Here is a 26463-nt window from a genome sequence, read left to right on the forward strand (position 1 = left end):
ACGGTATTTTCAGAGCACTTCCAGCCTCTGGCCTGTAGCTCTTTAGTCATTCGAGGCGAGCCATAAACCTTAAGGTTGTGGTCTTTATGTATGGCTTTAATTTCTGCAAGCAATTCTAACTGAGTGCATTTTCTCTGAGTTGACGGCTGGCTAACATAGTACCTATAACCAGCTCTTGAAACGCCGAAAGCTGCGCACAGCTCTAGCTCCGAATAGTTACCCTGATCCTTCATTTTCTGAACTAGCTCATATTGTTGTGAGGATCGTTTCCCAATATGAGCGCAGCCTTTTTTAGGATTTCTTCACGGCGCTGTGACTTGGCTAGCTCTTGGCGCAGCCTCCTAACTTCCTCAGCTAACTCTGCGACCGAAGCCTCCTTGGGGACTTCGTTCATGCCCTCGCCTGAGGCTCGGTCACTCTCTGCGTCCCCAAGGAGCTTCTTTTTCCAGGCATAAAATTGGCTGGGCGAGATTTGGAAGTCTCTACAGATTTGGGTTACGCTTTTTGCACTACTCAGAAAGTAATCGATGACTTCCTGCTTAAATTCTTCGCTATGTCTTCTACGTGGTTGTGTCATGGTCTCTATGATTTCTTGGTATCAATTAGGAGACCTGCTGGCTAGTATTTTGGGGAAGTTCAGTCTCATTTTTTTCTGTGCCTAACGTAAAGCTCAACCGCTGCGCATCAGAGAGGGAATAAACTTAGAGCAATGTGAAAATGTGACTATTCCACCGGCTCAAAGGCGGTTAGCATTCGGATGCGGTAATTTGTTAGGATAGTTAGTCTTGAGGTGATTCGACAAATAATATCACGTCGTACGGCACCCAACGCTCAGCATCCGTGTCCGCCACAACAATTCCTCTCTTGCCGACCTCAACTAGAATTCCGCTCATTGATGTCATGGCTCCATTAATATTATTTGTCTTGGGGGGAATAGGTAGATTACTGGCGGCACCTAGTGAATCACGTCTAAATTGAACGGTCACCTTCTTATCCACTAAATTGGGTAAGTGAGATGGTTCATCGCGATTACAGCTGCTCAAAGCAACAGCCAATACACCGTATAATGGTAGTATTTTGAATTTCATTCTATAGGAAAACTTGGCCACCTAACAGTGGCGGTTCGTAGTAATTGGTGGTGGATTTAACATTTTTCAGAAATCCAATTAGCCGAGGCTACGATCATTATTTTTGTTGAGCTGGCGGGCGGCATGTTTAGTCAGATTGAAAGGAGTCATGATGATGGTGGGCTGCGCTCTTGGTTAGTAGAGGAAATTTTTCAGTTTTCAGTGAACCTAATGCAGGGTGATAGAATTCTCTAATGAGTCAATGGATAACTAGCTGATAGTCTGCTTGATCTCACTTTGCTAACTATAATCATCTAGCGGCCTATCCATTTTGCCGACGGAGCATCGAGTGGTACTGCTTTTAGTTTTTTGTATAAAACAATCTCTCATTGGCTTGAAACCATTTGGCCCGGTTTTCATAATCGCTTATCAACTTTCGGATGTCTGCCAATTGGGCTTTACCAAAATGACCTCGGCTAGCTTCACGATTGTTGAAAAAATTGCCTGGCTGTAGCTCCACATCTGCCTCCATGGTTGCGAGGTTGACGGTTACGGAGTATGAGCTACCGGCCACCTCATTTGATTGAAATGAATAGGCTCTGCCATTCACAGTGGCGTCCAATGCTATTGAGATCTCCTTTAAGAGGTCGGCTACCCAGTCTCCGCTGAGACTTCCAGTTTCTTCACCTTCTTCGGAATAAAGGCATAATTCGTGCTCTATACGATATTCTGGATCACCTTCAGATGAAAAGCTAGTAGCTGCAACCTCGTAGCCAAGTCCTTTTCCTGACACTGTACCAATCGTCGAAATCAAGTTATAGCTGCTAGATCGAGGTGGTCTAGCCTCATCATTTGGCTCGGGGAGAACCTCATCCAACAGTAATTTTTTGTACCATGCTTCTGCGGATCTTGCTTGTGCCAGCGCTGCGCGTACTTTAGCGGCTTCAGCGGGAACAAATTCCGCCTGTTCTACACCTCGGCTCATGCGCACTAACTTCTCACCTCCAACATTTACCACTTCATAGATAGTCTCTTGATCTCCTCTGAAAGTTTCAGTCGTTACCACATGCCGAAATTCCTCACCTTCCTGAGCGGCATCACCAGCTGCTAAGAACGCTTCAATGTCATCATCTGTTAGCATGCGCTGCCATGATTCGAATGTATAACAGTACACCCGAATCGAGCTTGAGCCATTTGGCTTGTCAGCACTTCGCGAAATACTAACCGAGACATTCAAGCGGTCTCCTTCATCTCTACGAGCAAACCAATCATTAGTCTCCACACTTACATAGAAGTCTTTGTATGGAATCAAATCGCCTGCAAATAGAGGCAGTGATAGAACTAAGGAAGCTATTATGGACAATTGAGAAGTCTTCATATTTTCAGAGCTGTAATGGGTTATCGTAGTGATGGCGTGATTGATTCTAGCTGTGGCTAGATTAGCCGAGCTTTGAGATCATGCATTGCGCTTAGCAGACGGGCGGGATGTTTAGCTAGATTGATCGTGTTCATGCTGGGGCGGGAGCCCCTTAGCTAGCGGTGGTAAGTTTTCATAGAATGAAGCCAGCAGCTAACATAGTTGAGCGCTAGCCATGATGCCTGTTGGCGTCATTTGCTGTCATTGTCTTTTTGGAGCGTCTCTAACTTCTTCTTTTCTCGTGCTTTCTGACTCGCTGCGCCACCAATGTTCCAGTTCATGAGATGATTAATCGCTTCGATAGTTTCCTCTGCGCGATGGGAAACTTGCGGCACTTCATCAGCGAGCGCACGGAGCAGCACGGGCTTCACTATATTCTTCTCTATTCGCCCCTTAAATCTCGCTGCATATTCAATACCGAAAAGGGAGTTGGCGCGGACACTAGGGTCTGAATGTTCTGAGAGCCTAACGCTGATGTCCTGGATAAACCGCCAGTTGTCGTGGTGAAAGCCGAGTTCAATCGGGATCATTAGAAGCCGCTCGACGTCATTTTTCTCTATCGCCTCGAAGACCTCCTTCTCGGTAATTGGCTTAGGTTCTTCATAGATGAGCTGCGGGTTCATATTTCTTCTGGCTTAAGACTAGGGGGGAGGGGCTATATCTCAGTGAGCTGGGTTAGCTGGCGCGCTAGGTATTTAGCTAGATTGTTAGTTTTTCATGATGTGTCGGCAGTTCGCTAATTTTGTCAGCCGAAAGTTTTCTGTTTTGCAGGTTAAAATGCCTTGCTAACATTATTATAGTTTTTGAAATATGATAGAAATTAATAAATCGTCAATATAATATCTAGCGGTTAGTTTGCTTGCATGCATCCGCTGGTTATGTGCTATTAGGCGATGACAGTTGGCTACATACAGCTCTAAAAGTGTCATTGGCTCGCTTCGCAGGGAACGAGGCTACGAATCCTGTGCGTTCGCAGAAGTTTGACTTGCCGTCCGCTGAGCAGACGGTGAAAATCCCGTGAGCCCTCCCAAACTGAGCAGGCAACCTTTGCCGGCAGATCACATCCGCCACGTCAGGAGGAATCGCAGCTTGGTGGACTATGAGCGTGGCGGTGTAAGTAACACTAGATCGAAACCACCAGGGTGATAAATGCAATCGATCTGTATGCGTTCGACTAGCGATGTGAAGGGTAGAAAGCAAGGCCATCGACGGCTCGACGATCTCTGGCAATCGGTAAATGTAGAATCGGTCTACGTATGAAAGCAGAGACCGACCGCCGCGTTTGCTATAGAGGCGGGTGGCTGTATGTGAACCGATAGAAACGTCCTTCTCGCATATGAATCTGTGCTGTTCAAACGTTGCGTGCATCATTTCAAGCACGTCTGGCTGATCGAGGGGCGTGCGAACGCCCGAGTCTGAAAGTGCTACATCTGCGGTGGGCGATTCGTAGGGATTCATTTAGATCGAGTAGTCGTCTTGCTGAGAACAGTATTGATTCGTTGTAATACTTACGAAAATTAACTCATCTGTGGCGAGCTTAGCCGAGGCAGCCATCAATCTAAATGGTTCAGCTTCTATTTTGTGTAATTCCATTATTTTAATTTCAGTCGAACGTAAAGGACAGGCATCCGCCAGTGGGTTTCGTTGTTCTGTTGCTTTTTAGAGTTTTACGGGCGGGTTAGCGGGTTGTCCTGCTCCGGCTGGTTTGAAGAGTTAGTGTTAAAATTGCTGAGACACTCGAAAGAAGAAGGCTGCCCCAATGATGAAAAGCACTGGTGTCGAATACAGCATCAGCCTGACTTTCTTCAGCTTAGCTTTCTCTTCTTCGTTTTTCTCCTCGCTAATAGCTTGCGCAATCATCTTGAAATCCCGGAAGTGATGAGAAAACCAGCTGTATGGATACCCCTTCTTTTTTAGGGCGAATTTAGCTCGATACCCAATTGCATTGCAAAGGAAGATAACAAACATGCCGACAATGACCAACGGTGAGTATTCAAAGGGAGGGTGATTCATTTGATTTTTTTCGAACGTCTTAGCTCACAGTATCCCCGATCGGGAGAGAGCGTTGATTTCAGGGTTAAGGGGTGAATGGTCATGGAAAATTCGACTCGGTGCGGATTAGCGGTTAGTTGATGCGGCTTGTTCTGCCTCTTGTGTGCCTGGCAACGATTCCTCACGCCAAAGTTCGGCATCTGGGGATACAAAAACCACTGAGCGTGAATCTGGACTCCACTTGATCCAGTCTTCAGCAGATCCCATGCGGAAATTAAGTGGCATCCGTTCGACTCTTATTCTTCTAGACCTTATGGTCTCGTTACTCGCTGTTGATACCACGAACTCGTAGTAGGGAGGCAATCCAAGCTCCTTATCTGCATACTTATTTTTTATGTGGGCAGTCATTTTCTGATCTGGCGAATCAAGGAAGCATCCGCCTCCGTCTGGGCCTCGCTCTATCGCCTCACCCACTGTACTCAGTATGAATTTTAGCGTGATGCATCCATAAATGATAGTACTAAGGATTATCCCACTCAGAACGCCGAAAATATACTTTTTCATTTTCTGCAGAATGCCTAGCACACCAACCGCTGACCACTCAGCGCGCTACGTTTTTGGGGTTGGATTGAAATTGTCATGAAGGGTATTAATTCGGCGGGGCGCGGATGGGGACTGCACTTGTTAGCCAAGTTAGTTTTGAGAGAGTGACTTTATGAACTGCTTCGGGTTTTGAAGTAGTATAGTTAGGTTTGAACTGGATCCATCATCGTGAGTGTATTTAAGATGCGTTGCGTTACCTCTTTGTTCGACTGAAACGATGTTTTTGAGTGGAACTATGTGATCTAAATCAAACTTCTCGTTGAGTAAATTAAATGGAAATGGAGTAGTGATAGCCAAAACATTTTCGGTCACTAGCACCGTTAAGCAACGTGAAGCTCCACCCAATCGCGTAAAGATTGTTTTATGTGATGAGCCTGATGCTTTGAATTCCGAAAACACCACGCCTTCATCTGTTGGATTGGGGAATGTTAGCCCTTTCTTTTTTCGTTTCCATACTAAATAGCTGAAGCAGACTACATACCATAAAGTAATCAAGCCGAAGCAGAGGGCAAAGTTATTAAAGACAAATTCAAGAATGCTCTTCATGTATTTATTTAGGCTATGCTAACATGTTCTGCTCGTTTTTACTTGAGATCGACGACCTTGGACAGCTCCGCAGATCCACCATAAATATCCAACTTTATTTGGTAACGATACCAGTTTTCAGGCGAATCCCTCGGATTGCTTACACCATCCAAAAGGCTTCCCTCGCTGGAGAACGTCAACGTGCTGCCTGTCCACGTGATCTGACGAGCAAAGCTGTAGCGACCACCACTGACCAAATTGTGACGCCCCAACAAATTGAGTCGATAGTCGGGAATCTTGACCTGTGTTACGCCGCCGGCCTCGAATCGATAAATTTCCAAACTTACTGTTGTCTTGGTTCCTCTGGTAGTTACTGCGAGATAGCGTGAGTCCGGTGACCAAACGATCTCCTCATACCCCTGTCCTCCGACGCCAGATGAGAAGGCCTGATAAAGAACTTTTTTGTCGGAAGTCCTTATGAAATCGACGTCGGACTCGGAGGCTCCAGCCTTGCGATATTCAACAGCAAAGCTCTTGTTAGGTGACAGCGTTTGCGAATGCGAAGTTGGCGCACTCAGAAGGATGACGAATAGCGTGGCGAGTCTCATTTTTGTTAGCAGAACTGTATTGGTTCGTAGTAATTGGTGGTGGATGTAACATTTAAGAAATCCGATTAGCCGAGGCTTGTATCATTATTTTTGTTGAGCTGGTGGGCGATAAGTTTAGCTAGATTGATAGGTTTCATGATGATGGTGGGCTGCGCTCTTGGTTAGTAGAGGAAAGTTTTCAGTGTTCAGTGAAGCTAATGTAGGTTGCTAGAAATCTCTAATGAGTCAATGAAATAGTTAGATTGTGCCGCTCAGCGAGGCTCAGTGCATGAGATGAGCTAGGTCTTGGGCGGTTCCCAAGGCTACGATATGTGGTCACCTAGTGGCTGGCTAGAGCTCAGCGCGAGTAGAAGTCAGAGCTGTGAATGCCAATGTGTAAACCATGTCCTGAACTTTTACCGTCAATTGGTATATTTTCTGGATAATTGAGTGACTGTCTGAGCAGAGCAAACTTTACAGGTGTAGGTGACAGGATTCTTGTTAGTCACCTTTAAGCTGCCATCACACTCTTCTTTCGAGCATTTTAATGCTAGGATTACGCCAAAAATATACCCAACGATTAGCTGCGACAGGATGACTGCAACAGCGAGGCATGGCATAAAAAAGCTGTTAAGTGCCAGTTGAGATCTATCAATCAGAATCACGGTTAAGATTGCAACGAAGAAGCTGCAAAACATTGATATTTGTTTAATAATGTAGTGAGAGATTGGAGTCATAATTATTCCTTATTTATAGAGTCACGGATGAAATGTAATTATTTCTAGCGTCGAGATTATTCGAGGATATCACTATGACTTTATTCTAGCTTTGAAAAGCCTGAGGGAAATCTCTAATCAGTCAATGAATAACTAGCTGATAGGCGCTTGGTTTTACCATTTTGCCTCCCTCCTCATTCACTCTAAGTGTTAACGGAGACAGGGATGATAGAGATCTAACGTATGGCATGTTCAATAGATTGGTGGTCAGCTAGCTGGAGGTCTCGGCTCTAGCTCGTACGTCTTTTGGGAAATTATTAAACAGGCAATAGCATTGGCTTGTTGCTTCTAGCTCACAATTGTATGGTTATTCATTAGAAATACTAGACGCCGCAGAGGTGGTGGTGGCTGGCGCTGGGGCCTGGTAGATCAAGATTGTTAGCTATTTCGTTGACTAGGCGTTAAATCTCAGTGAGATGGCTGTAGACCAAAAGAATCTATATCTAATGAGTTTCAAGAAGATCGTATTAGGAGTACTCGGCATTGTGGTAGTTGGCGGATTAATACTTTTGATTCTTATTTATCAATTCTTAACAGGCATGATAGATGAGGAGGTTTCACAACATGATTTAGGCGTTGCTTATATGAGCTCAATTGATGAACAGGAAATGGTCATCATCATCAGAGAGTCAGATATACTCATGGAGAAGTGTGACCCAAATAGCTTACCAAAAAACATGGGAGAGTTCTCTGAGGAAAAAGTTCCAGAACGTTGGGCTAATATTGGCGTTCAGGGGATCAGATATACAAACGAATCGGTTGTCTACTATTTTTGCGGCGGAGGCATGAGAGAGAGAACCCTTTTGAGAGTTCTAAAAAGTGATGACGAGAGCCACCTAGTACATGCTAGCTACCGAGATCAGACGGAATCCGTGCAACTTCACCCAAAAGCATCGGACGGTCCGCCCATAGAAACGGAGGTTCCAACAATGGCCCAGCCCGGGTCATGGCAGGAGTAATATCAGAGAGGCTCTTAGCTGGTGCTGCGGCCAGCTTTCAATATTCGCTAGATAGCAGTTCAATGGTGTTAGTGATTGTTTAAGAGATGGCTTAAGCCGAAGCGCCTAGTTGTTATAGAGCAAGATTGGCTAAACGTAAAAATGCTAGACACTGAAGAGGTGGGGGGCTGGAGACTGGGGCTAAGTTAGTAAGACTAAACTTTATTTAGTTGACCTTAGATTCTAATAAAAGCAGTTTTCATATATCAACATTTCGAATATTCGTTTGTTGGTTACTGATCCACATTGAGACAATGAAATACACCCTTTTACTATTAGCGTCATTTACTGGGCTGGCGCACTCAGCCACGACATTTATTGATGCTGACTTTGAAGCTCCACATGTTTTGAATACAGCCCCAGCGACAGGCTCTGGTATCGGGCTAGTAAGTACTATAGATGGTGGTAGTCCGTTGATTGTCACAGGTGAACCAGCCTCAGGAAATGCCCTATCCTTACAGACTGGAGATGCGGTCATATTTGAGGTAGGTCAACGATTCAGTAGTTATGAGATTTCTTATGACTTAACATTTATGAATTTCGAAGGCACTGCGTCTGAGTTTACGTTTTTCATTGATACACCTATAATCAGAAGGGTCGATATAGGTTCTTCGGAAACTCAAATTTTTATTCCTGGATCTAGTAGGAATGCGGAATTATTGATTTTAGATGATACTAATTATTCAATTTTGCATGAAGTTGATACTGCCGCAGATACTTGGGAGATCTCAGTAAATGGGAGCTTACTTTATAGTGGTCAGATTGGGGCTGATGGTGTTGAAATGATTAGATTTTATAATATTGGAAGCGCTGGTGCTGAAGTGAAGTTAGATAACTTGCTACTTACTGGGAATGCGATACCTGAGCCAAATACAAGCATTTTGCTTTTTGTGGCCTCAATAGGGTTATGGAAGCGAAAGAGATAATATCAGGCTCATATTCGGGCTGCCTCCTCGCGTCTAGGCATGAGTGATGCCTGATAGACTCTTAGCTTATTCTCGGTCAGCTTTTCAATATTAGCCTAGATGGCAAGCTGCCAGCTAGCTGGAATAGCTGGCGGGAACGAAGAGTGAATGGTGAGGAGATAGGAGTGAGCCCCAGCTAGATCTAACCTCGCCAGCTGGATTGGTGGGCTTTCACTCTTCTCTCTTTAATCTTCACTCTTCTGCCGCGCAGCGGCCTCTGGCCGTTCTCTTGTTCTAGATGATTTCGCTAACAAACTCGTCTCTATCAAAGGCTTTGAACTGTTCTGGTTCTTCGCCGAGGCCGATGTAGCGTGGTGGGATGCCGAGTTCTTTCTGGATGATGACACCCACGCCACCTTTTCCTGATCCATCTAACTTTGTGATAATCAGACCGTCCAAATCAATGGCTTTGTTAAATTCTTTGGCTTGAACGAGAGCATTGCCGCCAGTGGTAGCGTCGACTACAATGAGGTTCATGTGCGGAGCGCTATCGTCTTGTTTGCTGATGGTGCGGTGGATTTTGCCCAGCTCTTCCATCAGGTTGTGGCGGGTATGAATTCGCCCAGCAGTATCGCAGATGAGGAATTGGTAGCCGTCGGTAATGGCTTTTTGGTGCGCTTTATAACAGACCGATGATGGATCAGCGTTAGGTGGACCTTTGACCATGTCAATTTCCAGCCTTTGGCTCCAGCGCTCGAGCTGCTCTACGGCGGCGGCGCGGAAGGTATCAGCTGCTGCTAACAACACCGAGTGACCTTGGTTTTTGAGCAGCTTAGCTAGCTTGGCGGTGGAGGTGGTTTTGCCGGTGCCATTGACGCCAACAACAAGAATCACAAATGGTTTGCCATCTTCGCGTGGGGCAATGGGGGCGGGGTCAGCTGGTAGAATTTCAGCAATGTGGCGACGTGTGACATCAATGATGTCGTCGGCATCGATTTTGCGACCGAGGTTTTGCAGCTCGTCGACAATTTCCATGCTTGTGCGCGCTCCGAGGTCGGCCCCAATGAGTTCGGCCTCGATTTCTTCCCAGTCGATATCAGCACGATTGGTGACCTTATTGTAGAGTTTCTTAAAAAAACCAGCCATAGACAGGAGCGGTTTAGCGCCCCAGCTGAGAGCGGGCAAGCATTATCACGCCTCATGTTTCTAGCTGGGAAAATTAATCAATGAAATGACCTAGAGTTGCCATCCGTATGGGATAAGGTAGTATCCGCAAGAGCATGCAGAAAGATTCACAGAGGCGCAGTGCTAGCGTCGGTTCGACCTATCAGTTACCACAACGTAGAGGTGTTGGTAAATGGGCCTTTTTGGCCATTATTGCAGCGATTTTGCTGCATGTGTTGGCTTATATCGCTTTTAAAAATATCCACATTTTACTGCCTGCTGTGGAGAAAAGGAAAGAAGTGCAGACCAAAGTGGTGCGTACTAAAGAGATTGAAGTCGCCGAGCCGGGGCCAGAAAAAGAATGGAAAGCCAGTGATTCTGGTGAAATGGAGCCTGAGCCTGTGGCGATTGATGAAATCGAGGTGCTCGCTGAGCTGCCTGAAATGGACCTCGATATTCTGCCTGACGTGAAAGAGCTGCAAGTGCCGCTAGAAGCAGTGGCTCCCGCCGCTGAAGGTGAGTTGCTAGCTGAAGCTATCGAGTTTGTTGAGGCGCCAGGCATCAGCATGGACATCCCAGATTTAGGCAAAACGGAAGATTATTTTGACCGCGTGGCGGAGGGGCAAATTGCTGTCGACCCCGGTGGCCGGCTGGCTGATTCATTTGATCCAGACGAGCTGCTAGAGGAAATGAAACGCAAAGGTGCTGATGGCTCCGCTGCTGATGGTGTACTGCAAGGTTTCACCACGCTGGACGATATGGCGCGCATGAGCGGCAGCCAGCTGCTTAGTGCCAAGGCGCTGATTGGTAGTGATTTGTTATTTGATTTCAATAAAGACCAACTCCGCCAGAGCGCGCGTGTTAGTTTGATGAAAGTTGCTTTCCTCATTGATAGACACCCTAATATGTTCTGCATCATTGATGGCCATACCGACCTTGTCGGCGGCGAGTCATTCAACCTCGCTCTCAGCGAGCGCCGCGCTGAAGCGGTGAAAAGCTGGCTGGTAGAATCCGTGCAAGCAGACCCAGAACGCATCATCGTTAGAGCATTTGGTAAATCGAAGCCGATTGTGCTAGAAGGAGATCAAGATGCTCAGGCACCTAACCGCCGTGTTGAGATTCGCATGCGTACTGAGCTAGCGGATTTGGAAGAAGATAAAGCTCAGGAGCTGCCAGAAGCTCAGGCTGATGAGCCAGAAAATAAAGCCATTTTAGTGAGACCAGCGCCACCTGAGAATGTGGCGGTTGTAGTAGAAGACCCAACACCGCGCGCCACCGTCGTTGAAGAAGACGCTGATGTGGCTCCAGCTGCTGTGGAGGTGATAGAAGTAGAGCCACCACGCCGCGCCGTTCCCGTTGAGGAAGATATTCCTGGCCGTGCATTGATTGTCGAGTGATCTAGCTGCCCGTTGCAGCTAGACCTATCAACTTTCCGAGATGGTTGGCATATGCCGGCTAGCTGAAGTTTTCGAGAGATGGCGCGGTTGACCGCTCCATCTCTCATTTTTTGTGTGTACTAGCGGACCTTTTTTCGCCGCATCATGACTAGTCCGGTGATAGAAACTAGGATGATCATGAGTGCGCTGAGAATGGAGACCACATCGCGGGTGTCTTTGCTGATGACATCGAGGAAATGAAGTTTGTGTAGGTTGATGAAAATCAAAGCATCTACCACCTGCGCAGGTTTGCTACGCATGCTGAGATGAGAGTTCACCGTATCTACCGTGTATTGTTGGTATTCTTCTCCACGATAGCTTATGCGCCAAACTGGTAGTCGCTTATAGATAAAGCCATAGTCTCTAGCAAATCGCGTGATCAATCTGCAGTCGCTGATAGATTCAGCTGGGTATTGGCTGAACTCACCAGCTAACTCACGTGCGTAGTCGGCATCGCTGTAGTCAGTGAGCTCACCAGTCATGGTATTTACATAGACGCTGGCCGCTGGATTTTGGCGGTCTAATAGCTGCACACGATAATAGCTAGAGTTAGCATTACTCGCTAGGCTGATTTGACTGGCGAGCTTACCTTGCGCCTTAAGTTGATCAATTACTGGCTGGATATGACTTTCCAGCTGGATCGTAGGCACTGTGCGTTCACTTGCCCTTAAGAAGCTTCTATCAAAACGTGTCTTTGCTGCAATTTGCCAGATAGCAGAGAAGCTGAACATCAGATAGAATAAGCTGATGATAATGCCCAAGGAGCGGTGCAGTTTGCGGCTTAAGCCTAACTTTCTAGTTTGACCACTACTGGTGCGGTTCTTGAAAAACACCCTCGTGACTATGCCTGAAACCCCAACAAATAGTGATAGGACTGAGCACAGCGCAACGATGATGATGCGTAGCCAGCTGGATTCATCACCTAGAAAACTCCACGTGTGAGTGTAGCTGAATACCAATAGATAGAGGCGTTTGGCTGGTGTATCATGTGTCGCTAACTTGCTTGTTGCCGTATCGACGTAGACGTGCTGACCATTCTCAAACACCACTTTCCAGACTGGTAGCAGGCGATTGATGTAGCGGTAGGTTAGCGTGAAGTCTTCGACGAGTTCAGCCGACACGATATTTTCAGCTGGCTGACCAGAATAGCTACACGCTAGCTGGCGTGCATAACTATTCTGGCCGTCATTGATTTCAATCCCTGTGAGTACGCCGAAGTACCATTGCTTATCGTTTCTATCTATCAATTGGTAACAATGAATGTCGTCTAACTCAACGATTCTCAGCTGGCGTAGCTCAGCAATACCGGCGGCTTCAGCAATTTCAGCTACTGGTTTGGCGTGTGGCGGGACATCGAGTGCGTGTGGCTTGATGAATGGATTCTGAATTTCGGCTCGAAACCAGTTAGCCATCAAAGGATGGAGCAGGCCACTGAATGACCAGAGTATTACTGGCACCGCCATGAGCAGGGCAATCTTGCGATGCCATTTGAAAAATTTGCTTTTCATCATGGATCAAATTACCAGTTCATTTTCATGCCGAGGTAGACACTGCGCCCGTCACCAGGGTGATAGGCTGCTGGATCGGAGGAATCGCCATACGGGTTGATAGTGACTGACGAGACGTAGTTTTTATCAAACAGGTTGTCGACGCCTCCGTATATGGACAGGTTCTCATTCAGCTGGTACTCCGCTGATAGATCGAAAATGGCGTAGCCGCTAGATTGGCGGCTGTTATCATTATAGACGTAGAGACCTTGTGGAATATACTGCATGCCGATAGCGCTTTGCCATTTGCCGTCAGCTGATTGTAAACGCACTCGTGTGGTAATGACATGCTCGGGAATTCCAGGCAGTTGTTTGCCGTCTAACTCACCATCAGCAAAGGTGAAATCATTCCACAAGTAGAGTTGGTCAAACAGGAGTTGTGCCCCTCCTTGTTGATTCATGAGCTGGCTAAGGTTAGTCGTTAGCGAGGCTTCTAGCCCTTGTTTTTTGCTATCAACGTTTTCAGGAGTGTAGCTTCCTTGCGCATTTTGGTATTCCACAAAATCATCATCAACCAGCGAGTAATAGTAGACGATTTCGGCTTGGGTAATTTCGCTTTGCCAGCGTGAGCCGATTTCGAAACTGCGAGTTATAGCAGCCTCAAGTGCATCTTCAGCCTCTGATAGGGGAGGGATTTCGTAACTTTGGCTGAGGTTCGTAAAGACTTGGGCATACTCGTTAGCTTGGTAAATCATGCCAAGACGTGGCGTGAAATCGCTATAGCTTTCATCAAACTCACTCGCTCTGGAGTACACGTTATCGGCTTTGATTTTGCGTTCGCGTCGACCGTATTGCCATCCTAAGCCAGTGATAAGTTTCCACTTTTCAGCTAGATGGGCACGGTTTTCACCATACAGTTGGAAGTTACTAACGGTATCTTTGAGCGATTGTTTTTCACTACGTGGTGGCCCACCGCCATACACCGCACGGCTACCGTCATTGTCGATCTTACCGTAATTCAGCTGGCTGTTAAGTCTCCATGAGTTATCGATCTTAGCTAGCTGGTAGCTTCCCTCAGCTGATAGTGAAAGTCCAACTTCTTGGGTATTGTAATCAATTAGGTTATGAGGCTGGCGTTTTGTTAGGTGGTCAAAGTCGAGGTTCTGATAGTATGCGCCTAGCTGCCATTGTGTATCTCCAGCTATCCAGCTTGTTTTTTGTGCGATGCGGAAGGTGTTTAGATCACGGTTTTCGTGTTCGCTGTTATATGACTGTATGGGGTCAAGCTGCGCGTCACCCTCTGTGAGGCCACTGGCTAGTTGGGCATTGGAATCGCTAGCGTGCAGGTAAAACCTGGTTTGCGCGTCATCACTCCACAGATACCCGAGGTTGGCATTGAGATGGCTTTGCTGCCAGTTTTGGTTTGCACGGTAGCCATTTGAGCGCCCGTACGAATAGCTGGCAAAGTAATCCCAGTTGCCGATTTGTTCACCGTATGAGAGATGCGCTCTAGCAGTGTCGAAGCTGCCGTATTCTAATAACAATTCGCCGCCGGCGGAGTTGATGCCATTTTTCTGAATGAAATCTATCACTCCTCCTGGAGCTAGGCCGCCGTAGGGCATGCCATTAGCTCCACGGTAGACGTTTAGATATTGGGTGGCTAACGGATCATAGGCGCGTGTATAGAAGCTGCCGTCAACGACATTAGCTGGAATACCGTCTAATGTTAGCGTGATGCCGCGTGCTCCGTACCTGCGTGTTGCGCCTGAACCACGAATGGCGATTCTACCGTCAGTTGCTGTGCCGCCATTGTTAGCGTAAACACCTGGTGTATAGCGAAATACTTCGGCTGGTTTCACCACTCTACCTAACCAGATATCATTGACATTTTGTAAGCTGGCGCCTCCGGGAATATTCTCGACGCGTTCTTCTAGCATTTCTATTGAGTCGACAAGATCTTGGTCGTGAGCGTCGATGACGGTTTCAGGCAGCATCTCTGGCTGCTGTGTTGGAGATTCGCCAAAACTATTTGATATAGCTAGATTGGCGATGATGATGGTATTGATTGTATTTGAAAATTTCATGTAGTTATCATTTTGAGCCAACTAGAGATTTCTAGCTGACTAGGGTGCGCGCGCACAGATAGGCCAAGGGTTTCGAGGCCGTGCGCAGGGTGATAACGCCTTAAAAGTGGCGTGTTTCATGCCAATGAAGGTCTCATCGTAACAATATGATTAGATGTTAGCTTTGAGCCAAAACTTGGCAGGGTGATGATAGGCCAAAGGGCCAGCTACATGAATTGTGGAGGCGGACTGGGGACGGAGTCCGCCCACAGTGAGGCAAAGCGTTGCGAAAAGGGGGCTGCAAAAGCTAAATGTTTAATCTGCTTTGCGCTAGTGAGATGATGATTATCTAGCTGGATAGACCACTGGGGGAGCTTAATTTTAAGCGATCTATCATTGTTGGGAGCTGGCTGGTTCTTTTCTTCTTGCTCCTTTAGTGCACTGACAGCCTTACACATCGGGCAGGGGTGGTCGCCGTCGAAGGTTTGGCTAAGCGCCTGTTGCACAGAACCGGTTTGCACAAAATAGCTAGGAAGCATGCCAGCCCAAGCACATAGCTGCAGCATGGCTCCTGAATCACCACTGCCTAGCAAGGCGATGACAAAGACCATCAGCGTTGCCACCAGCCTGCGCAGGTGAGTGAATAGATTTTGCTGTAGCTTGGTGAGAATAAGTAGGTTTTAAAACCTTCTACGGAGAGGTCAAGAGGATAGATTAAGTGCTTGTTTTATCTTACCTCTGTCACCTAGCAAGGTTCGTTAGCTCATTCGCTAATTTTCACCTTGTACACTTTGTTCCAGAGTTTTCCTGTGAGGTAAAAGTGCTTACTTTTTGTATCGTAGGCGATCCCATTGAGCACGGCTTCTGGGTTTTTAGGTCTTGGCTGACCAAGTGCAGAGCAGTCGAGCACGCCCATGACATGTCCGTTAGATGTGTCAATTTTGAGAATATCATCAGAGTGCCAAACATTGCTGTAGATGTAACCATCGACAAATTGCAGCTCATTGATGTTTTCCACCGGCCCCTTGTGGTTGCGCACCGTGAGTGTTCGTTCTACGGCTAAAGTAGCTGGATTGAGAAATTGTAGTTCAGCGGAGCCATTGCTCATGATGAGGTGTTTGCCGTCATTGGTGAGTCCCCACCCTTGGCCGCTGTATTTAAATTGTCCGGTTTTTTCTAGCGTATTGCGGTTGTAAATAAAGCCAACTTCACTTTCCCATGTGAGTTGGTAGATTTTATCATTCATCAGCGTGACCCCTTCGCCGAAGAATTCTTTTTCTAGCAAACCGCCGCGCAAGATGTCACCTGTCTGTGGGTGAACCATGCGTATAGATGAGGCTCCGCGGCCACCGGTAGATTCGTAAAATAGCCCATTTTCAAAAATCAGCCCTTGGGTGAAGGCTCGGGTATCGTGAGGGGATTCCGCTAGAATCTGATAGCTGAGTGTCTTGGGTTCAGCGACAGGTGGGCCTTCATCTTTGGCTTGGCATCCGAGCTGGAAGCCTAGCGAGCAGAACATGACCGCCTTTAGCCAGGGCGAGATAGAAACATCAGCTACTTTCATGCACGCAAGATAGCAAGCAGGCGAAACTTGGCAACTCGCAAGAGTTGATTCCAGCTATGGTTTGTTTGCTTGCCCTACTGTTGGCGAAAGTCTTCCAAATCAAAATCAGACCGTGGTGGATCTGGATGTTTGGGCCGAAAAATCAACCAGAGGATCAAGCCAACTGGAAATGTTAGCAGGACGATTAGGCCGACCCAGAATGGTGATTTCCCCCTCAAAACTGCATCCTTAGCCGTCCAGCTGATGAGAATTAGAGGCGCTGCTAGGTAGAGTGTAACTAGAAGAAAAGCCTGCAGAATTTCAGTGAATTCAGACATAATGAGCTAGATAGATATAGTGAAATTTAGCATGGATGCTGATGATGTATCTTCATTGTTAGTTTTCCTAAATGCAATGCATCGCAAACATTGGCTGAGTCGAATTAGAGAGTTTGTTGGAGTTGATTACAAGTGTATCCTTACTCAATCATATTTGACTATCATTGTGCAGCCTTTGCTTGGTATCTCAAATTACTTGCGAAACAGCCAACTGCGGGCATGATTTATATATGCAACAGAGACGACTTGGTAAATCAGGCATCGTGGTGAGTGAAATCTGCATGGGCACCATGACTTTTGGTAAACAATGTGATAGACAGCTGAGCTTTCGCATCATGGATAAGGCTCGCGACGCAGGGGTAGACTTTTTTGACACCGCTGAGATCTACCCGGTTACAGTGACTGCTGAGACAATCGGCCACACCGAGAGTATCGTCGGTGATTGGTTAGCATGTCATCCTCGTGAGAGTGTGATTCTAGCAAGTAAAGTAGCTGGTGCTGGCCACGGTTGGTGGAATGCACCACTGCGCGGCAACAAGTGTGCACTAGATAGAGTGCATTTGCGCAAAGCATTAGAGGGTTCATTGCGCCGCTTAAAGACTGATTACATCGACCTCTATCAAGTGCACTGGCCAGACCACGGCATGCGCGCGGAGGAAACATTAGCCGTGCTCGATGAGTTTGTAAAAGAAGGCAAAGTGCGTGCTGTTGGAACGAGTAACGAAAACAGTTACGGGCTCATGAAATCGCTATGGTCTAGCGAGCGTGAAGGACTGGTGCGCTACGAAACTATCCAGAACAATTTCTCATTTAACAACCGCCGATTTGAAGATGAAATCGCTGAAGTTTGCCGACGCGAACAAGTGAGTTTACTGCCATACAGCCCTCTAGCTGGTGGCGTGCTCAGTGGCAAATACAATGGTGGCGGGTTCCCCGAGGGATCTCGTTTTGCTCTCTATCGAGCCGAGGGTGAACGTCAGCGCATTATGACCAGACGATTCATTAACGAAAAATCACTGCGTTCAACCATGCGCTTTATGGATGTCGCCGAGCGCGCGGGCATTGATCCTGTCACTCTAGCAACTGCCTGGAGCAAACAACATGACTTCGTAGCCAGTACCATCGTCGGCGCCACTACCGAGGCTCAGCTGGACCCAATCCTAGCAGCTGCCGATATGACTATCGACGCTGAAATCATGGACCAGCTAGACGGCGTTAGCGAAGACGTACCCTATCCAATGGGCTAGGCATCATCTTTTTTGGGCTGCGGTCAGCTGTGTGATGTTGGTATATGAGCCAGCATCAATGGGCTGCCGGCAGCCTTGTTTTGTTTATGTTAGCCGCTATTATTTGTCTGAAAAGACGAGTCGGTAGAAGGCTTTTTCCTCGAGGGTTTCTCCTTGAGGGATGGCGCTGAGCTCGATGAGCTGGCCGGTGCCCTCGAACTTTTCGCCAAGAGCTTGCCAGTCGTCGAGTGAGTCAGATTTTTCTAGCTGATAGAAAACACCTTTCTCAGTTTGTACTTTGATGGTGGGTTCGCCGTTATTTAGCTCAGGTAGTGATAGAGCTGGCTCGTCTTGTGGGCTCAGTGGATCGAGGCGCGCGAAGTATTCGGCGATATCGGTGAGTTCATCGCCGTCGAAGTTAGAAGTCTTGGTGGCGGTGGTTAAGTTGCCAAACCAAAGTATTTCCCAGCCGTCGTCGATGGTATCATTATCGCTATCGACCAAGGCTAGTCCGTCACTGATAGTTAGGAGTAGTTCAGTTCTATCAGTGTCTCCACGGTTGCTCCAGTAGAAGATGCCGCCGTAGCCTTGCTGACGTGAGTACTTGGCTTTTTCCAGCATGGCTTCAGGGTCGTCGTAAGAAATCCAGACGCCAGTTTTGCTGTCGTAGAGGTAGGGGACTTTAGCGTAGGCATCCCAGTAGCGAGGCATGTTAGCTATTTGTGTGCTGAGGTCGCGGTACAACGGTGCGCTGCCGCTACCTGAGTGACTTTGGAATGCGCCATTAGCTGTGTTATGTACACCGTAGAAGACGCGCCCGTAGAATGGTGCACCTACTAGCAGTTTCGAGCGAGGGAATCCACCAGCTTCATATTGAGCGAGAACCGCTTCAATATTGAGCAGATTGCTAGCTGGGTCAGCAGAGTTATCATGCAGGCCAGCGTTGTGACCAGTATAGTCGTCCCAAGCTCCGTGCAGGTCGTATCCTTGAGCATTCACAAAATCAAACAATGGAGCTAGCTTGGCGAGTTCTAACTGGGCTATTCCATTTGGACTTGCCGCGGTGAATGCGGTGATTTCGTAATGGAGGTCATCAAGTGATTCTTGAGCGTCTAGCTCAGCTCTGAGAGCAGCGATGAGCTGGGTATAGTTAGGTCCATCTTTAGCCGTGGGAGTGGTTCCTGGGCCACCATTCACCCCAGGCCATTCCCAGTCGACATCGATTCCGTCTAGATTGTAATCATTTACGGCATCGCGGCAACTTTGCGCGAAGGTTGTTCTTCCTTCTTCGGTATCAGCGACGCTGGCGAAGTTAGCTGACCACGTCCAGCCACCAACGGAGACAAGGATTTTAAGCTCAGGGTTTTGAGCTTTCAGCTGGTTGAGCGTGGCAAAATGGCTGATTGCCGATTCAGAGATTTTCAGGGAGCCATCAGTATTCAAGTCGGCAAATGCGTACATGATATGAGTGACCCGGTTAGGATCGGGGATGTTTAAGGTCCCGCTGGTTCCATCGATGTAGGCTACGACGCGTTGGCGACCAAAGGCATCGTTATCTATCTCGTTATCGATGATTTGGCCAACTACGTGGTGGGTGACCAAATAGCCACCGGAGACGTTTGATAGAGTGAAATGAATTTTTTCTAATCGTTCATCCAGAGTGTCGCCAAGAATGCTAACATTAATGGTCGTTTCCTGCTCTCCTTCAGCGAAAGTATAGCTGCCGTTGTTGGTGGTAAAATCTGATCCAGCGGTAGCGGTCATGCCGCTGGTGGTGTAGTCAAAGCTAACGACTTCATCACTTTTCACTGCACGGTCTAGCTTGACGGTGAAGGTCATGTTTTCGCTGCCAGAGTCACCTTCGATGACGATATCACCAAAAGCAGTTAGGGATACTGGGCCATCGTCGTCGAGTATGGTGATCGTCGCTTGGCTATCTTGTGAGCTGGTGAAAACAGGCACGGTTTCACCATCAACACCTGCTAGCTGGATAGAAAATGAACGATCTTCATCGATCAATCGATTACCGAGAATCTCAACATTGATAGACTTAGTTGTTTCACCGGGAGCAAATTCCAAGGTGCCACTAGTGGCGGTGAAATCTGTGTCTGCTGTAGCATCACCATCAACGGTGATGTAGCTGACAAAAATGGATTCTGTATGTTCGCCTGATAGGTTCACTGCTACTGAGCTAGTAAAGGTGCTGTCACCTTCATCGATTTCGCTGTCGGCAATGCTGACGCTCGGTGGTAGCAGTTCTAGATCATTGCTGCCAATAGAGACATCAAGGGGGGGAACTGGGTTAGACTGAGAATTCCAGCCGAATGTATAGCTACCACCAGCTGCGATAGGCACGTTGTTAGCAGGCAGGGTGATGGTATAAACATTGCCGTCAACCGTGTAGCTTTCAATGCCCCAGAAGTTAGGGTTATTGAGCTCAATTTCAATGACAACAGTTGAGCTCGTCCAAGCGGTGGCATCGTTATTTACTAATTTAAGCGAGGCTGAGTAGCCTGTTCCCCAATCGTCAGTGACGGTGAATCTGAATCCTCCAGCTGCGGTGCTGTCGTTGTCAGTGATGCTGAGTTGGGCGCTCATTTGCCCTTCGAGTAATCCTGTTGCTGAGCTTAATGTTAGTTTTAAGCTTTCGTCGCTTTCTTCGAGTTCGTCGTCAATGATAGGAATGACGATCGTCTTACTGATCTCGCCAGCGGCGAAGTTGAGCGTGCCGCTAGTACTTGTATAATCGACGCCTGCGGTGGCTGTGATGTCGCTAGTAGCAAAGTCAACACTAGCGATTTTACCGTCCTCTACAGCCTTTGATAGAGTGACGTTGAAGGTCGCTGTGGAGTTGCTTTCATTAACGCTGAGGTTACTGATAGAGACGACGGGGTCACCCTCGATTACGGAGGAACCGCCGAATGTGATGTCTGATAGAGAGAAGAATACTTCACCAACTGGATCAATTCTTTGCCAAGCCACATAGAGTACGTGCTGGCCTGTTCTTTCTGGTAGAGTGATAGGAACGTAATAATGCTGCCCCTCTTTGCTATAGGCGTCAGTACCAAATTTACCTAGAAATTCTAGGTCGTCCCAAGTGATAGCCTGTTTGGGATTGAATCCTTCCTTACTGATCCAGACTTTAAAAAATGATGGATCGTGTGTCGCGGTGGCGATCCAGTCGATGGTCATTGGGCCAGCACTCACTTGAGTGGTTGGCCAGTCCCATGTATTGCTGAACAAATCGAGGCCTGCGAAGTTGAGCGTTGCTTGTTCGCGGTTGCCGGCGCTGGCTAGCTGGCCGTCTGGCACAACTGAGGCGTAGCTCTCGTTGAAAATAGCATCGTCATAGTTAGCTACATTCAGGGAGATTTGATTCCATGTGTAGTACTGGTTGGATCCAGCTAGCGTCACGGCTGCAATGGCAGATGCGGATTTTGGATTAGCTGGCCCTTCTTGAAAGATGCTGTAAACACGGCTGATAGGGTCTGCGACGGTGCCGTGGGCTGATAGGTTTGCTGATGATGTGAGTAAGCACAGTGTGCTTAGTAAAAATGGATAGGATAGGCGCTTCATAACTGTGTGTGGGATGATCGGGAGCAATTATGGAGGTGGGAGATGGAGCGACTATAGGCGCTAGTCTAATTGATTTGCCATGAAGAATTTTCAAACTGAAATGTGGAGGAATGATTCAGTAATTTTTGTGATAGATATTGTGGTTTGTTAGTTTTTCGAAGATTCCCATAACTCAGTATATTAAACCGATTTACCTATCAGGGCGGAAAATTGAGAGAAGTATCTTCATCCGGGCAAAAAAAGTTTTCCCCTCAGAGGATTTATTATGAGGGGTACCGTGGCCTTAGCTCAATTGGCTAGACCATGTGTAGCGGCTACCTGCCTTCAGGAGATGAAAGCAGAGCTGGCCTATCTAGCGGGAGCTAGTGAGAATGAGTGGCGACCTAGGGTGTTTGCTAAATTGCTACGAAGACCGCTGCAGGGCGGTGATGATGCCGTGGAGGATTTTCACTTCGCGTTCGCTAGGTTCGGCGCGGTTGATGAGGTTGCGTATTTTGCCCATCATTGGGTCGCGGTTTTCTGGGATTGGGAAAAACTGCCCTTTTTCCAGCTGGCTCTCTAGGCGATCTAGCATAATATTGATAGACTCTGCTGGAGCGGTGTCTTCTTCTCTATCGTATTGCTGCGGTGTTTGTTCGCGAGCCATCCACCACTCCCAGGCAAACATCAAAACTGCTTGGGCGAGGTTGAGCGATGTGCACTCAGGGTTGACTGGATAGTGGACCAGACCAGTGGCGTAGCTGAGGTCGTCGTTGCTCAGCCCGGATGCTTCGGGACCAAATAGAATGGCTGATTTTTCGCTAGCTGGAAACTGGTGGATTTTTTCAGCGAGTGGGCGCGGCGGGTAGGCGGGGATGTCCAACTCGCGCACTCGAGCGGTGGTGGCAAAGATATGGTTGCAGTCTGCTGTGGCAGCGGCGACATCGTCGTAGATCTGGGCTTCTTCAATGACGCGCAAGGCGCCAGCGGCGGCACTGTTAGCTCCTGGGTTTGGCCAGCCGTCGCGCGGGGCGACGATGCGTAGCTCATCTAACCCGCAGTTGAGCATGGCGCGCGCGACCATGCCGATGTTGACGGCCATTTGTGGACGGACGAGGATAACACAGGGGGCTGGATGGGCGGCGCTGGTTGGCATGACATTGATTTACCAGCTAGGCTGGGTTTTGCCTAGCCGCGATGCAGACAATGTGTGCTGGAAAGCAGCTAGCTGGATATTAGTTGATTTCAGCGAAGATCAAGGCGATGGCAAAGGCTGCAAAGATAAGACCTGATAGGCGGTAGAGGTAGATTTGCGCCTTGTCCGAATGGCGTAGAAAGCTGCCAATCTTATCTGCTAGGGTGGCAAAGATGAAAAAGATGATCATGCCAATGATGGCAAATAGGGCGCCTAATAGAAAGATTTGCGGTGCCATTGGCCCATTAGCTGGCGAGGCAAATTGTGGTAGAAATGCGAGGAAGAAGATGGATAGCTTGGGGTTGCTCATGCTCATGATGAGCCCTCGTCGATAGAGTTTTTTTAGCTGTAGCGGTGTGGATGTTAGCCCATTTTCTAGCTGGCTTGGTTTGGCACGAAATGATTGATAGGCGAGGTAGCTTAGGTAGATGGCGCCGAGGAATTTCAGCAGCTGGAAGGCGGTGGGAGAGCTCTGCAACAGGGCGGCAACGCCTAAGGCAACGGCGCAGGTGTGAACGATGAGTCCGGTGCACAGGCCGAGCGTGATGGTGAAGCCGGTTTTTTTGCCGTGAATGGCGGACTGGCTAAGCACAAAAAGGTTGTCTGGCCCCGGGCTGAGACTGAGCAGCATGGAGGCAAGTGAGAAGGCGATGATGGATTCGGCTGGAAGCAAGGGATGAAAAGAGTTTGTTAGTTTTCAGTTTTCAGTTTTCAGATGAGGCGTTTTTTTTAAGAAAAAAAATGCGCAGCTGGTGGGCGGCGCATTTTTATCTGATTGTGAAATCTATAAGCTGGCAGTGATTAGTCGCCGCTTTTGAGCACTTTGATGAATGAATCCTGCGGGATGTTGACTTTGCCGATGGCCTTCATCTTGGCTTTACCTTTTTTCTGTTTCTCGAGCAGTTTACGCTTACGAGAAATATCACCACCGTAACATTTGGCGGTCACGTTTTTGCGCATGGCTGAGATGGACTCACGGGCGATGATCTTGCCGCCGATGCAGGCCTGAATGGCGACTACAAAGAGCTGCTGAGGAATCACTTCCTTGAGCTTGGCGGCGAGGTGGCGACCGTAGGCTTCAGCTTTATCGCGATCAACGATGGTGGAGAAGGCGTCGACTGGTTCGCCGGCGATCATGATGTCCATTTTGACGAGTTTACCAGCTTTGTAGCCAGCGTGTTCGTAGTCCATAGAGCCGTATCCACGGGTCATGGATTTGAGTTTGTCGTTGAAGTCGACGAGGATTTCAGAAAGTGGGATGGTGCAGGTGAGCATGACTCGCACGTCATCGATGGTCTCGGTATTTTCGAGTTCACCACGTTTGTCCATGACGAGTTTCATGATGTCGCCGATGTAGTCACCAGGGGTCATCACGTAGATGCGTACGATTGGCTCGCGGATTTCTTGAATCGCCTGAGCTTCTGGCAGCATGCACGGGTTATCGACGAGGATTTCTTCGCCATCGGTCTGAGTGACTTCGTAAATTACTGACGGGTAGGTGGAGATGATGTCCATGTCGAACTCACGACGCAGGCGCTCCTGAATGATTTCCATGTGCAGCAGGCCTAGGAATCCGCAGCGGAAACCGAAGCCGAGCGCGACTGAGCTCTCTGACTGCCAAGTGAATGCGGCGTCGTTGATCTGCAGCTTGCCCATGGCGACTTTGAGTGCTTCAAAGTCTGAGCTGTCTACTGGGTAGATGCCGGAGAAAACCATTGGCTGGATTTCTTTGAAACCAGGAAGTGGCTCTGGGCACTGGTGGGTATTGTCGGTGATGGTATCACCAATTTTCACCTCAGCGGCAGACTTCATGTTGCAGATGACGTAACCCACATCACCAGCTACCAGCTGGTCACGTTTGGTCATTGCAGGGGTGAAGGCACCTACTTCTTTGATTTCGTAAGTATTTGGTGTGTGGAAAAGTTTCACTCGCTGGCCGCGTTTCATGGAGCCAGACATCACACGAACATAAGAAACAACGCCGCGGAAGTTATCGTAGATGGAGTCAAATACGGACGCTCTGAGTAGCTTGTCTTCGTTCTCTACTGGTGGTGGCACACGCTTGACGACGGCTTCGAGGATATCTTCGATGCCGATGCCATTTTTTGCTGAAGCGGGCACGGCTTCCTCAGCTGGAATGCAGATGATGTCTTCGAGCTGTTTGTGAACTTTAGGCAGGTCGCAGCTAGGCAAGTCGATCTTGTTGATCACCGGGATGATGGCTAGATCTTGCTCGTTAGCGAGGTGCAGGTTGGCCAGTGTCTGTGCTTCTACACCTTGTGCGGCGTCGACGATCAGCAGGGCACCTTCACAGGCAGCCAGTGAGCGTGATACCTCGTAGGAGAAATCAACGTGGCCGGGAGTATCCAGAAGGTTCAGCTGGTAAGTGATACCATCCTTCGCCTTGTAGTACATAGATACTGGGTGCGACTTAATCGTGATGCCGCGCTCACGTTCCAGGTCCATGGCATCGAGCAACTGGTCTTGCTGTTCGCGCTGAGAAATGGTCTGGGTAAACTCAAGCAAGCGATCGGAAAGAGTCGTCTTACCGTGGTCAATGTGAGCAATGATGGAAAAGTTTCTGGTCAGTTCGATGGACATAATAGCTGGCGAAATCTGGCTGGCGTCTGCGGTTGGGGGCTGCTTGTATTTAGTCAGCATGGCGGCGATGAACAGCCAAATTTTTCTGACAGCATGGAAAATATTTCCAAGCGCAGGACTCAATGGCACAAAATGACGTGTTTGCCAAGGCGAGCGAGCAATGATTTCTTGCCTTTCTTGCCGTCTGTATTGCTCGCGGGGGAAATTTTGCCCAAATAGCATGCTGTCAGCCAGCTGTTTAGAACTTCTGACTAGCCGTCATACAGGAAGTGTGAACTAGGGGGTTGCACCCTCAAGCCATTCATGTGTATAAATCATAGACATACTCGATAAATAGAAATTTATCATTGCTATAACATCATGAAATACACACAGAAGACCAAACTCCAGCGAGGCTTCACCTTGGTGGAACTCCTTGTTGTCATCGCCATCATTGCTGCGTTGGCGGCGATGGCCTCTCCCGCAATCCTTAAAGCTCTAGAAAAAGGGCGCCAAACTAAGGCTCTGGCTACCTGTAAGGATCTAGAGAACGCGGTGAATTCATTTGAAAATGAATACAGCTACCTGCCTTACCCATCTAATGGTGAGTATCCATCGTCTGATACCTCTACTGGTCAGCCGCTCAAAACCGAGCGCGGTGGCATTCTGCGTGTACTGGCTGGCTACGATACGTCTGTCAACAGCCGTGGCATCGCCTACTACTCACCTACTCAGCAGGCAAAAGCCGAAAAAGATGGTGCTGAAGTGACTGGCTCAGGTGATAACCAAGACATCGATCTTTGGGATCCATGGGGTAACTTCTACAACATGTACTTAGACTATGATCTCGATGGCCAAATCGACAACCCACATTACGGCAAAGTCGATAGCGGTGAGAAATTCCGCTACGTCACAGGATTCAAAGTGCTGGTTCAGAGCATCGGCCCAGATGACGAAGCCAATACCAGAAACGACGTCGTCAACTGGAAGGTCAACTAAGTCGCTA

The 26463-nt window shown here is 48.0% G+C and carries 24 protein-coding genes; 5 read left to right on the top strand and 19 right to left on the bottom strand.

Features of this window, described 5'->3' with window-relative positions:
- The 9 genes from JIN82_RS07520 to JIN82_RS07560 form a co-directional block, all read right to left on the bottom strand.
- The coding region (locus tag JIN82_RS07520; RefSeq protein WP_200310074.1) for an IS3 family transposase at positions 1 to 233 on the bottom strand (233 nt) is incomplete at its 3' end.
- 8 nt (positions 234 to 241) lie between these two features.
- Entirely contained in the window at positions 242 to 577 is a 336-nt protein-coding gene (gene tnpA / locus JIN82_RS07525) for an IS66 family insertion sequence element accessory protein TnpA (protein WP_200310073.1), read from the bottom strand.
- Positions 578 to 779: 202 nt separating this feature from the next.
- Positions 780 to 1088 carry a hypothetical protein gene (locus JIN82_RS07530; protein WP_200311020.1) on the bottom strand — a complete coding sequence of 103 codons (309 nt, stop codon included), beginning with the start codon at positions 1086 to 1088 and terminating at the stop codon, positions 780 to 782.
- Between the two features lie 340 nt (positions 1089 to 1428).
- Complete coding sequence (locus JIN82_RS07535) at positions 1429 to 2445, bottom strand: hypothetical protein (RefSeq protein WP_200311021.1); 1017 nt, start codon at positions 2443 to 2445, stop codon at positions 1429 to 1431.
- A 230-nt stretch (positions 2446 to 2675) separates the two neighbouring features.
- Positions 2676 to 3107, bottom strand: a complete 432-nt coding sequence (locus JIN82_RS07540; RefSeq protein WP_200311022.1) for a hypothetical protein — start codon at positions 3105 to 3107, stop codon at positions 2676 to 2678.
- 1096 nt (positions 3108 to 4203) lie between these two features.
- Positions 4204 to 4497: a hypothetical protein gene (locus JIN82_RS07545; protein ID WP_234041860.1), complete on the bottom strand. Its 294-nt coding sequence runs from the start codon at positions 4495 to 4497 to the stop codon at positions 4204 to 4206.
- A 105-nt stretch (positions 4498 to 4602) separates the two neighbouring features.
- Entirely contained in the window at positions 4603 to 4884 is a 282-nt protein-coding gene (locus tag JIN82_RS07550) for a hypothetical protein (RefSeq protein WP_200311024.1), read from the bottom strand.
- Positions 4885 to 5169: 285 nt separating this feature from the next.
- The gene (locus JIN82_RS07555) at positions 5170 to 5625 is read right to left on the bottom strand and encodes a hypothetical protein (protein WP_200311025.1); all 456 of its coding nucleotides are present in this window, start codon (positions 5623 to 5625) and stop codon (positions 5170 to 5172) included.
- 38 nt (positions 5626 to 5663) lie between these two features.
- The gene (locus tag JIN82_RS07560) at positions 5664 to 6212 is read right to left on the bottom strand and encodes a hypothetical protein (protein ID WP_200311026.1); all 549 of its coding nucleotides are present in this window, start codon (positions 6210 to 6212) and stop codon (positions 5664 to 5666) included.
- Positions 6213 to 7383: 1171 nt separating this feature from the next.
- On the opposite strand from JIN82_RS07560, the gene JIN82_RS07565 reads away from it, so the two are divergent.
- Positions 7384 to 7926: a hypothetical protein gene (locus tag JIN82_RS07565; RefSeq protein ID WP_234041861.1), complete on the top strand. Its 543-nt coding sequence runs from the start codon at positions 7384 to 7386 to the stop codon at positions 7924 to 7926.
- Positions 7927 to 8219: 293 nt separating this feature from the next.
- Complete coding sequence (locus JIN82_RS07570; RefSeq protein WP_200311028.1) at positions 8220 to 8891, top strand: PEP-CTERM sorting domain-containing protein; 672 nt, start codon at positions 8220 to 8222, stop codon at positions 8889 to 8891.
- A 273-nt stretch (positions 8892 to 9164) separates the two neighbouring features.
- Here the strand turns inward: JIN82_RS07570 and ftsY are convergent, their stop codons facing one another.
- A complete protein-coding gene (gene ftsY / locus JIN82_RS07575) occupies positions 9165 to 10016 on the bottom strand; it encodes a signal recognition particle-docking protein FtsY (protein WP_200311029.1) in 852 nt (283 codons plus the stop codon).
- Positions 10017 to 10150: 134 nt separating this feature from the next.
- Here ftsY and JIN82_RS07580 point away from each other — a divergent pair, with 134 nt between their 5' ends.
- Positions 10151 to 11431 carry an OmpA family protein gene (locus JIN82_RS07580; protein ID WP_200311030.1) on the top strand — a complete coding sequence of 427 codons (1281 nt, stop codon included), beginning with the start codon at positions 10151 to 10153 and terminating at the stop codon, positions 11429 to 11431.
- Between the two features lie 119 nt (positions 11432 to 11550).
- Here the strand turns inward: JIN82_RS07580 and JIN82_RS07585 are convergent, their stop codons facing one another.
- The 5 genes from JIN82_RS07585 to JIN82_RS07605 form a co-directional block, all read right to left on the bottom strand.
- Positions 11551 to 12981, bottom strand: a complete 1431-nt coding sequence (locus JIN82_RS07585; protein ID WP_200311031.1) for a PepSY-associated TM helix domain-containing protein — start codon at positions 12979 to 12981, stop codon at positions 11551 to 11553.
- Between the two features lie 8 nt (positions 12982 to 12989).
- Positions 12990 to 15041, bottom strand: coding sequence for a TonB-dependent receptor family protein (locus tag JIN82_RS07590; RefSeq protein WP_200311032.1), 2052 nt, complete (start codon positions 15039 to 15041; stop codon positions 12990 to 12992).
- Positions 15042 to 15247: 206 nt separating this feature from the next.
- Positions 15248 to 15643: a hypothetical protein gene (locus tag JIN82_RS07595; RefSeq protein ID WP_200311033.1), complete on the bottom strand. Its 396-nt coding sequence runs from the start codon at positions 15641 to 15643 to the stop codon at positions 15248 to 15250.
- A 140-nt stretch (positions 15644 to 15783) separates the two neighbouring features.
- Positions 15784 to 16584 carry a glutaminyl-peptide cyclotransferase gene (locus JIN82_RS07600; protein ID WP_200311034.1) on the bottom strand — a complete coding sequence of 267 codons (801 nt, stop codon included), beginning with the start codon at positions 16582 to 16584 and terminating at the stop codon, positions 15784 to 15786.
- 74 nt (positions 16585 to 16658) lie between these two features.
- Complete coding sequence (locus tag JIN82_RS07605) at positions 16659 to 16901, bottom strand: hypothetical protein (RefSeq protein ID WP_200311035.1); 243 nt, start codon at positions 16899 to 16901, stop codon at positions 16659 to 16661.
- A 230-nt stretch (positions 16902 to 17131) separates the two neighbouring features.
- Here JIN82_RS07605 and JIN82_RS07610 point away from each other — a divergent pair, with 230 nt between their 5' ends.
- On the top strand, positions 17132 to 18148 hold the full coding sequence (locus JIN82_RS07610) for an aldo/keto reductase (RefSeq protein WP_200311036.1): 1017 nt from the start codon (positions 17132 to 17134) through the stop codon (positions 18146 to 18148).
- A 99-nt stretch (positions 18149 to 18247) separates the two neighbouring features.
- Here the strand turns inward: JIN82_RS07610 and JIN82_RS07615 are convergent, their stop codons facing one another.
- The 4 genes from JIN82_RS07615 to lepA all read right to left on the bottom strand — a co-directional run bounded on the left by JIN82_RS07615 (position 18248) and on the right by lepA (position 25478).
- Positions 18248 to 21703: a glycosyl hydrolase family 18 protein gene (locus tag JIN82_RS07615; protein WP_200311037.1), complete on the bottom strand. Its 3456-nt coding sequence runs from the start codon at positions 21701 to 21703 to the stop codon at positions 18248 to 18250.
- Positions 21704 to 22106: 403 nt separating this feature from the next.
- A complete protein-coding gene (locus JIN82_RS07620) occupies positions 22107 to 22838 on the bottom strand; it encodes an RNA methyltransferase (RefSeq protein ID WP_200311038.1) in 732 nt (243 codons plus the stop codon).
- Between the two features lie 79 nt (positions 22839 to 22917).
- Positions 22918 to 23550, bottom strand: coding sequence for a LysE family translocator (locus JIN82_RS07625; protein WP_200311039.1), 633 nt, complete (start codon positions 23548 to 23550; stop codon positions 22918 to 22920).
- Positions 23551 to 23678: 128 nt separating this feature from the next.
- The gene (lepA, locus tag JIN82_RS07630) at positions 23679 to 25478 is read right to left on the bottom strand and encodes a translation elongation factor 4 (protein WP_200311626.1); all 1800 of its coding nucleotides are present in this window, start codon (positions 25476 to 25478) and stop codon (positions 23679 to 23681) included.
- 360 nt (positions 25479 to 25838) lie between these two features.
- On the opposite strand from lepA, the gene JIN82_RS07635 reads away from it, so the two are divergent.
- The gene (locus tag JIN82_RS07635) at positions 25839 to 26456 is read left to right on the top strand and encodes a prepilin-type N-terminal cleavage/methylation domain-containing protein (RefSeq protein ID WP_200311040.1); all 618 of its coding nucleotides are present in this window, start codon (positions 25839 to 25841) and stop codon (positions 26454 to 26456) included.
- Positions 26457 to 26463 lie beyond the last annotated feature (7 nt).

This window comes from Persicirhabdus sediminis, from assembly GCF_016595495.1.
Classification (GTDB): Bacteria; Verrucomicrobiota; Verrucomicrobiia; order Verrucomicrobiales; family Akkermansiaceae; genus Persicirhabdus; species Persicirhabdus sediminis.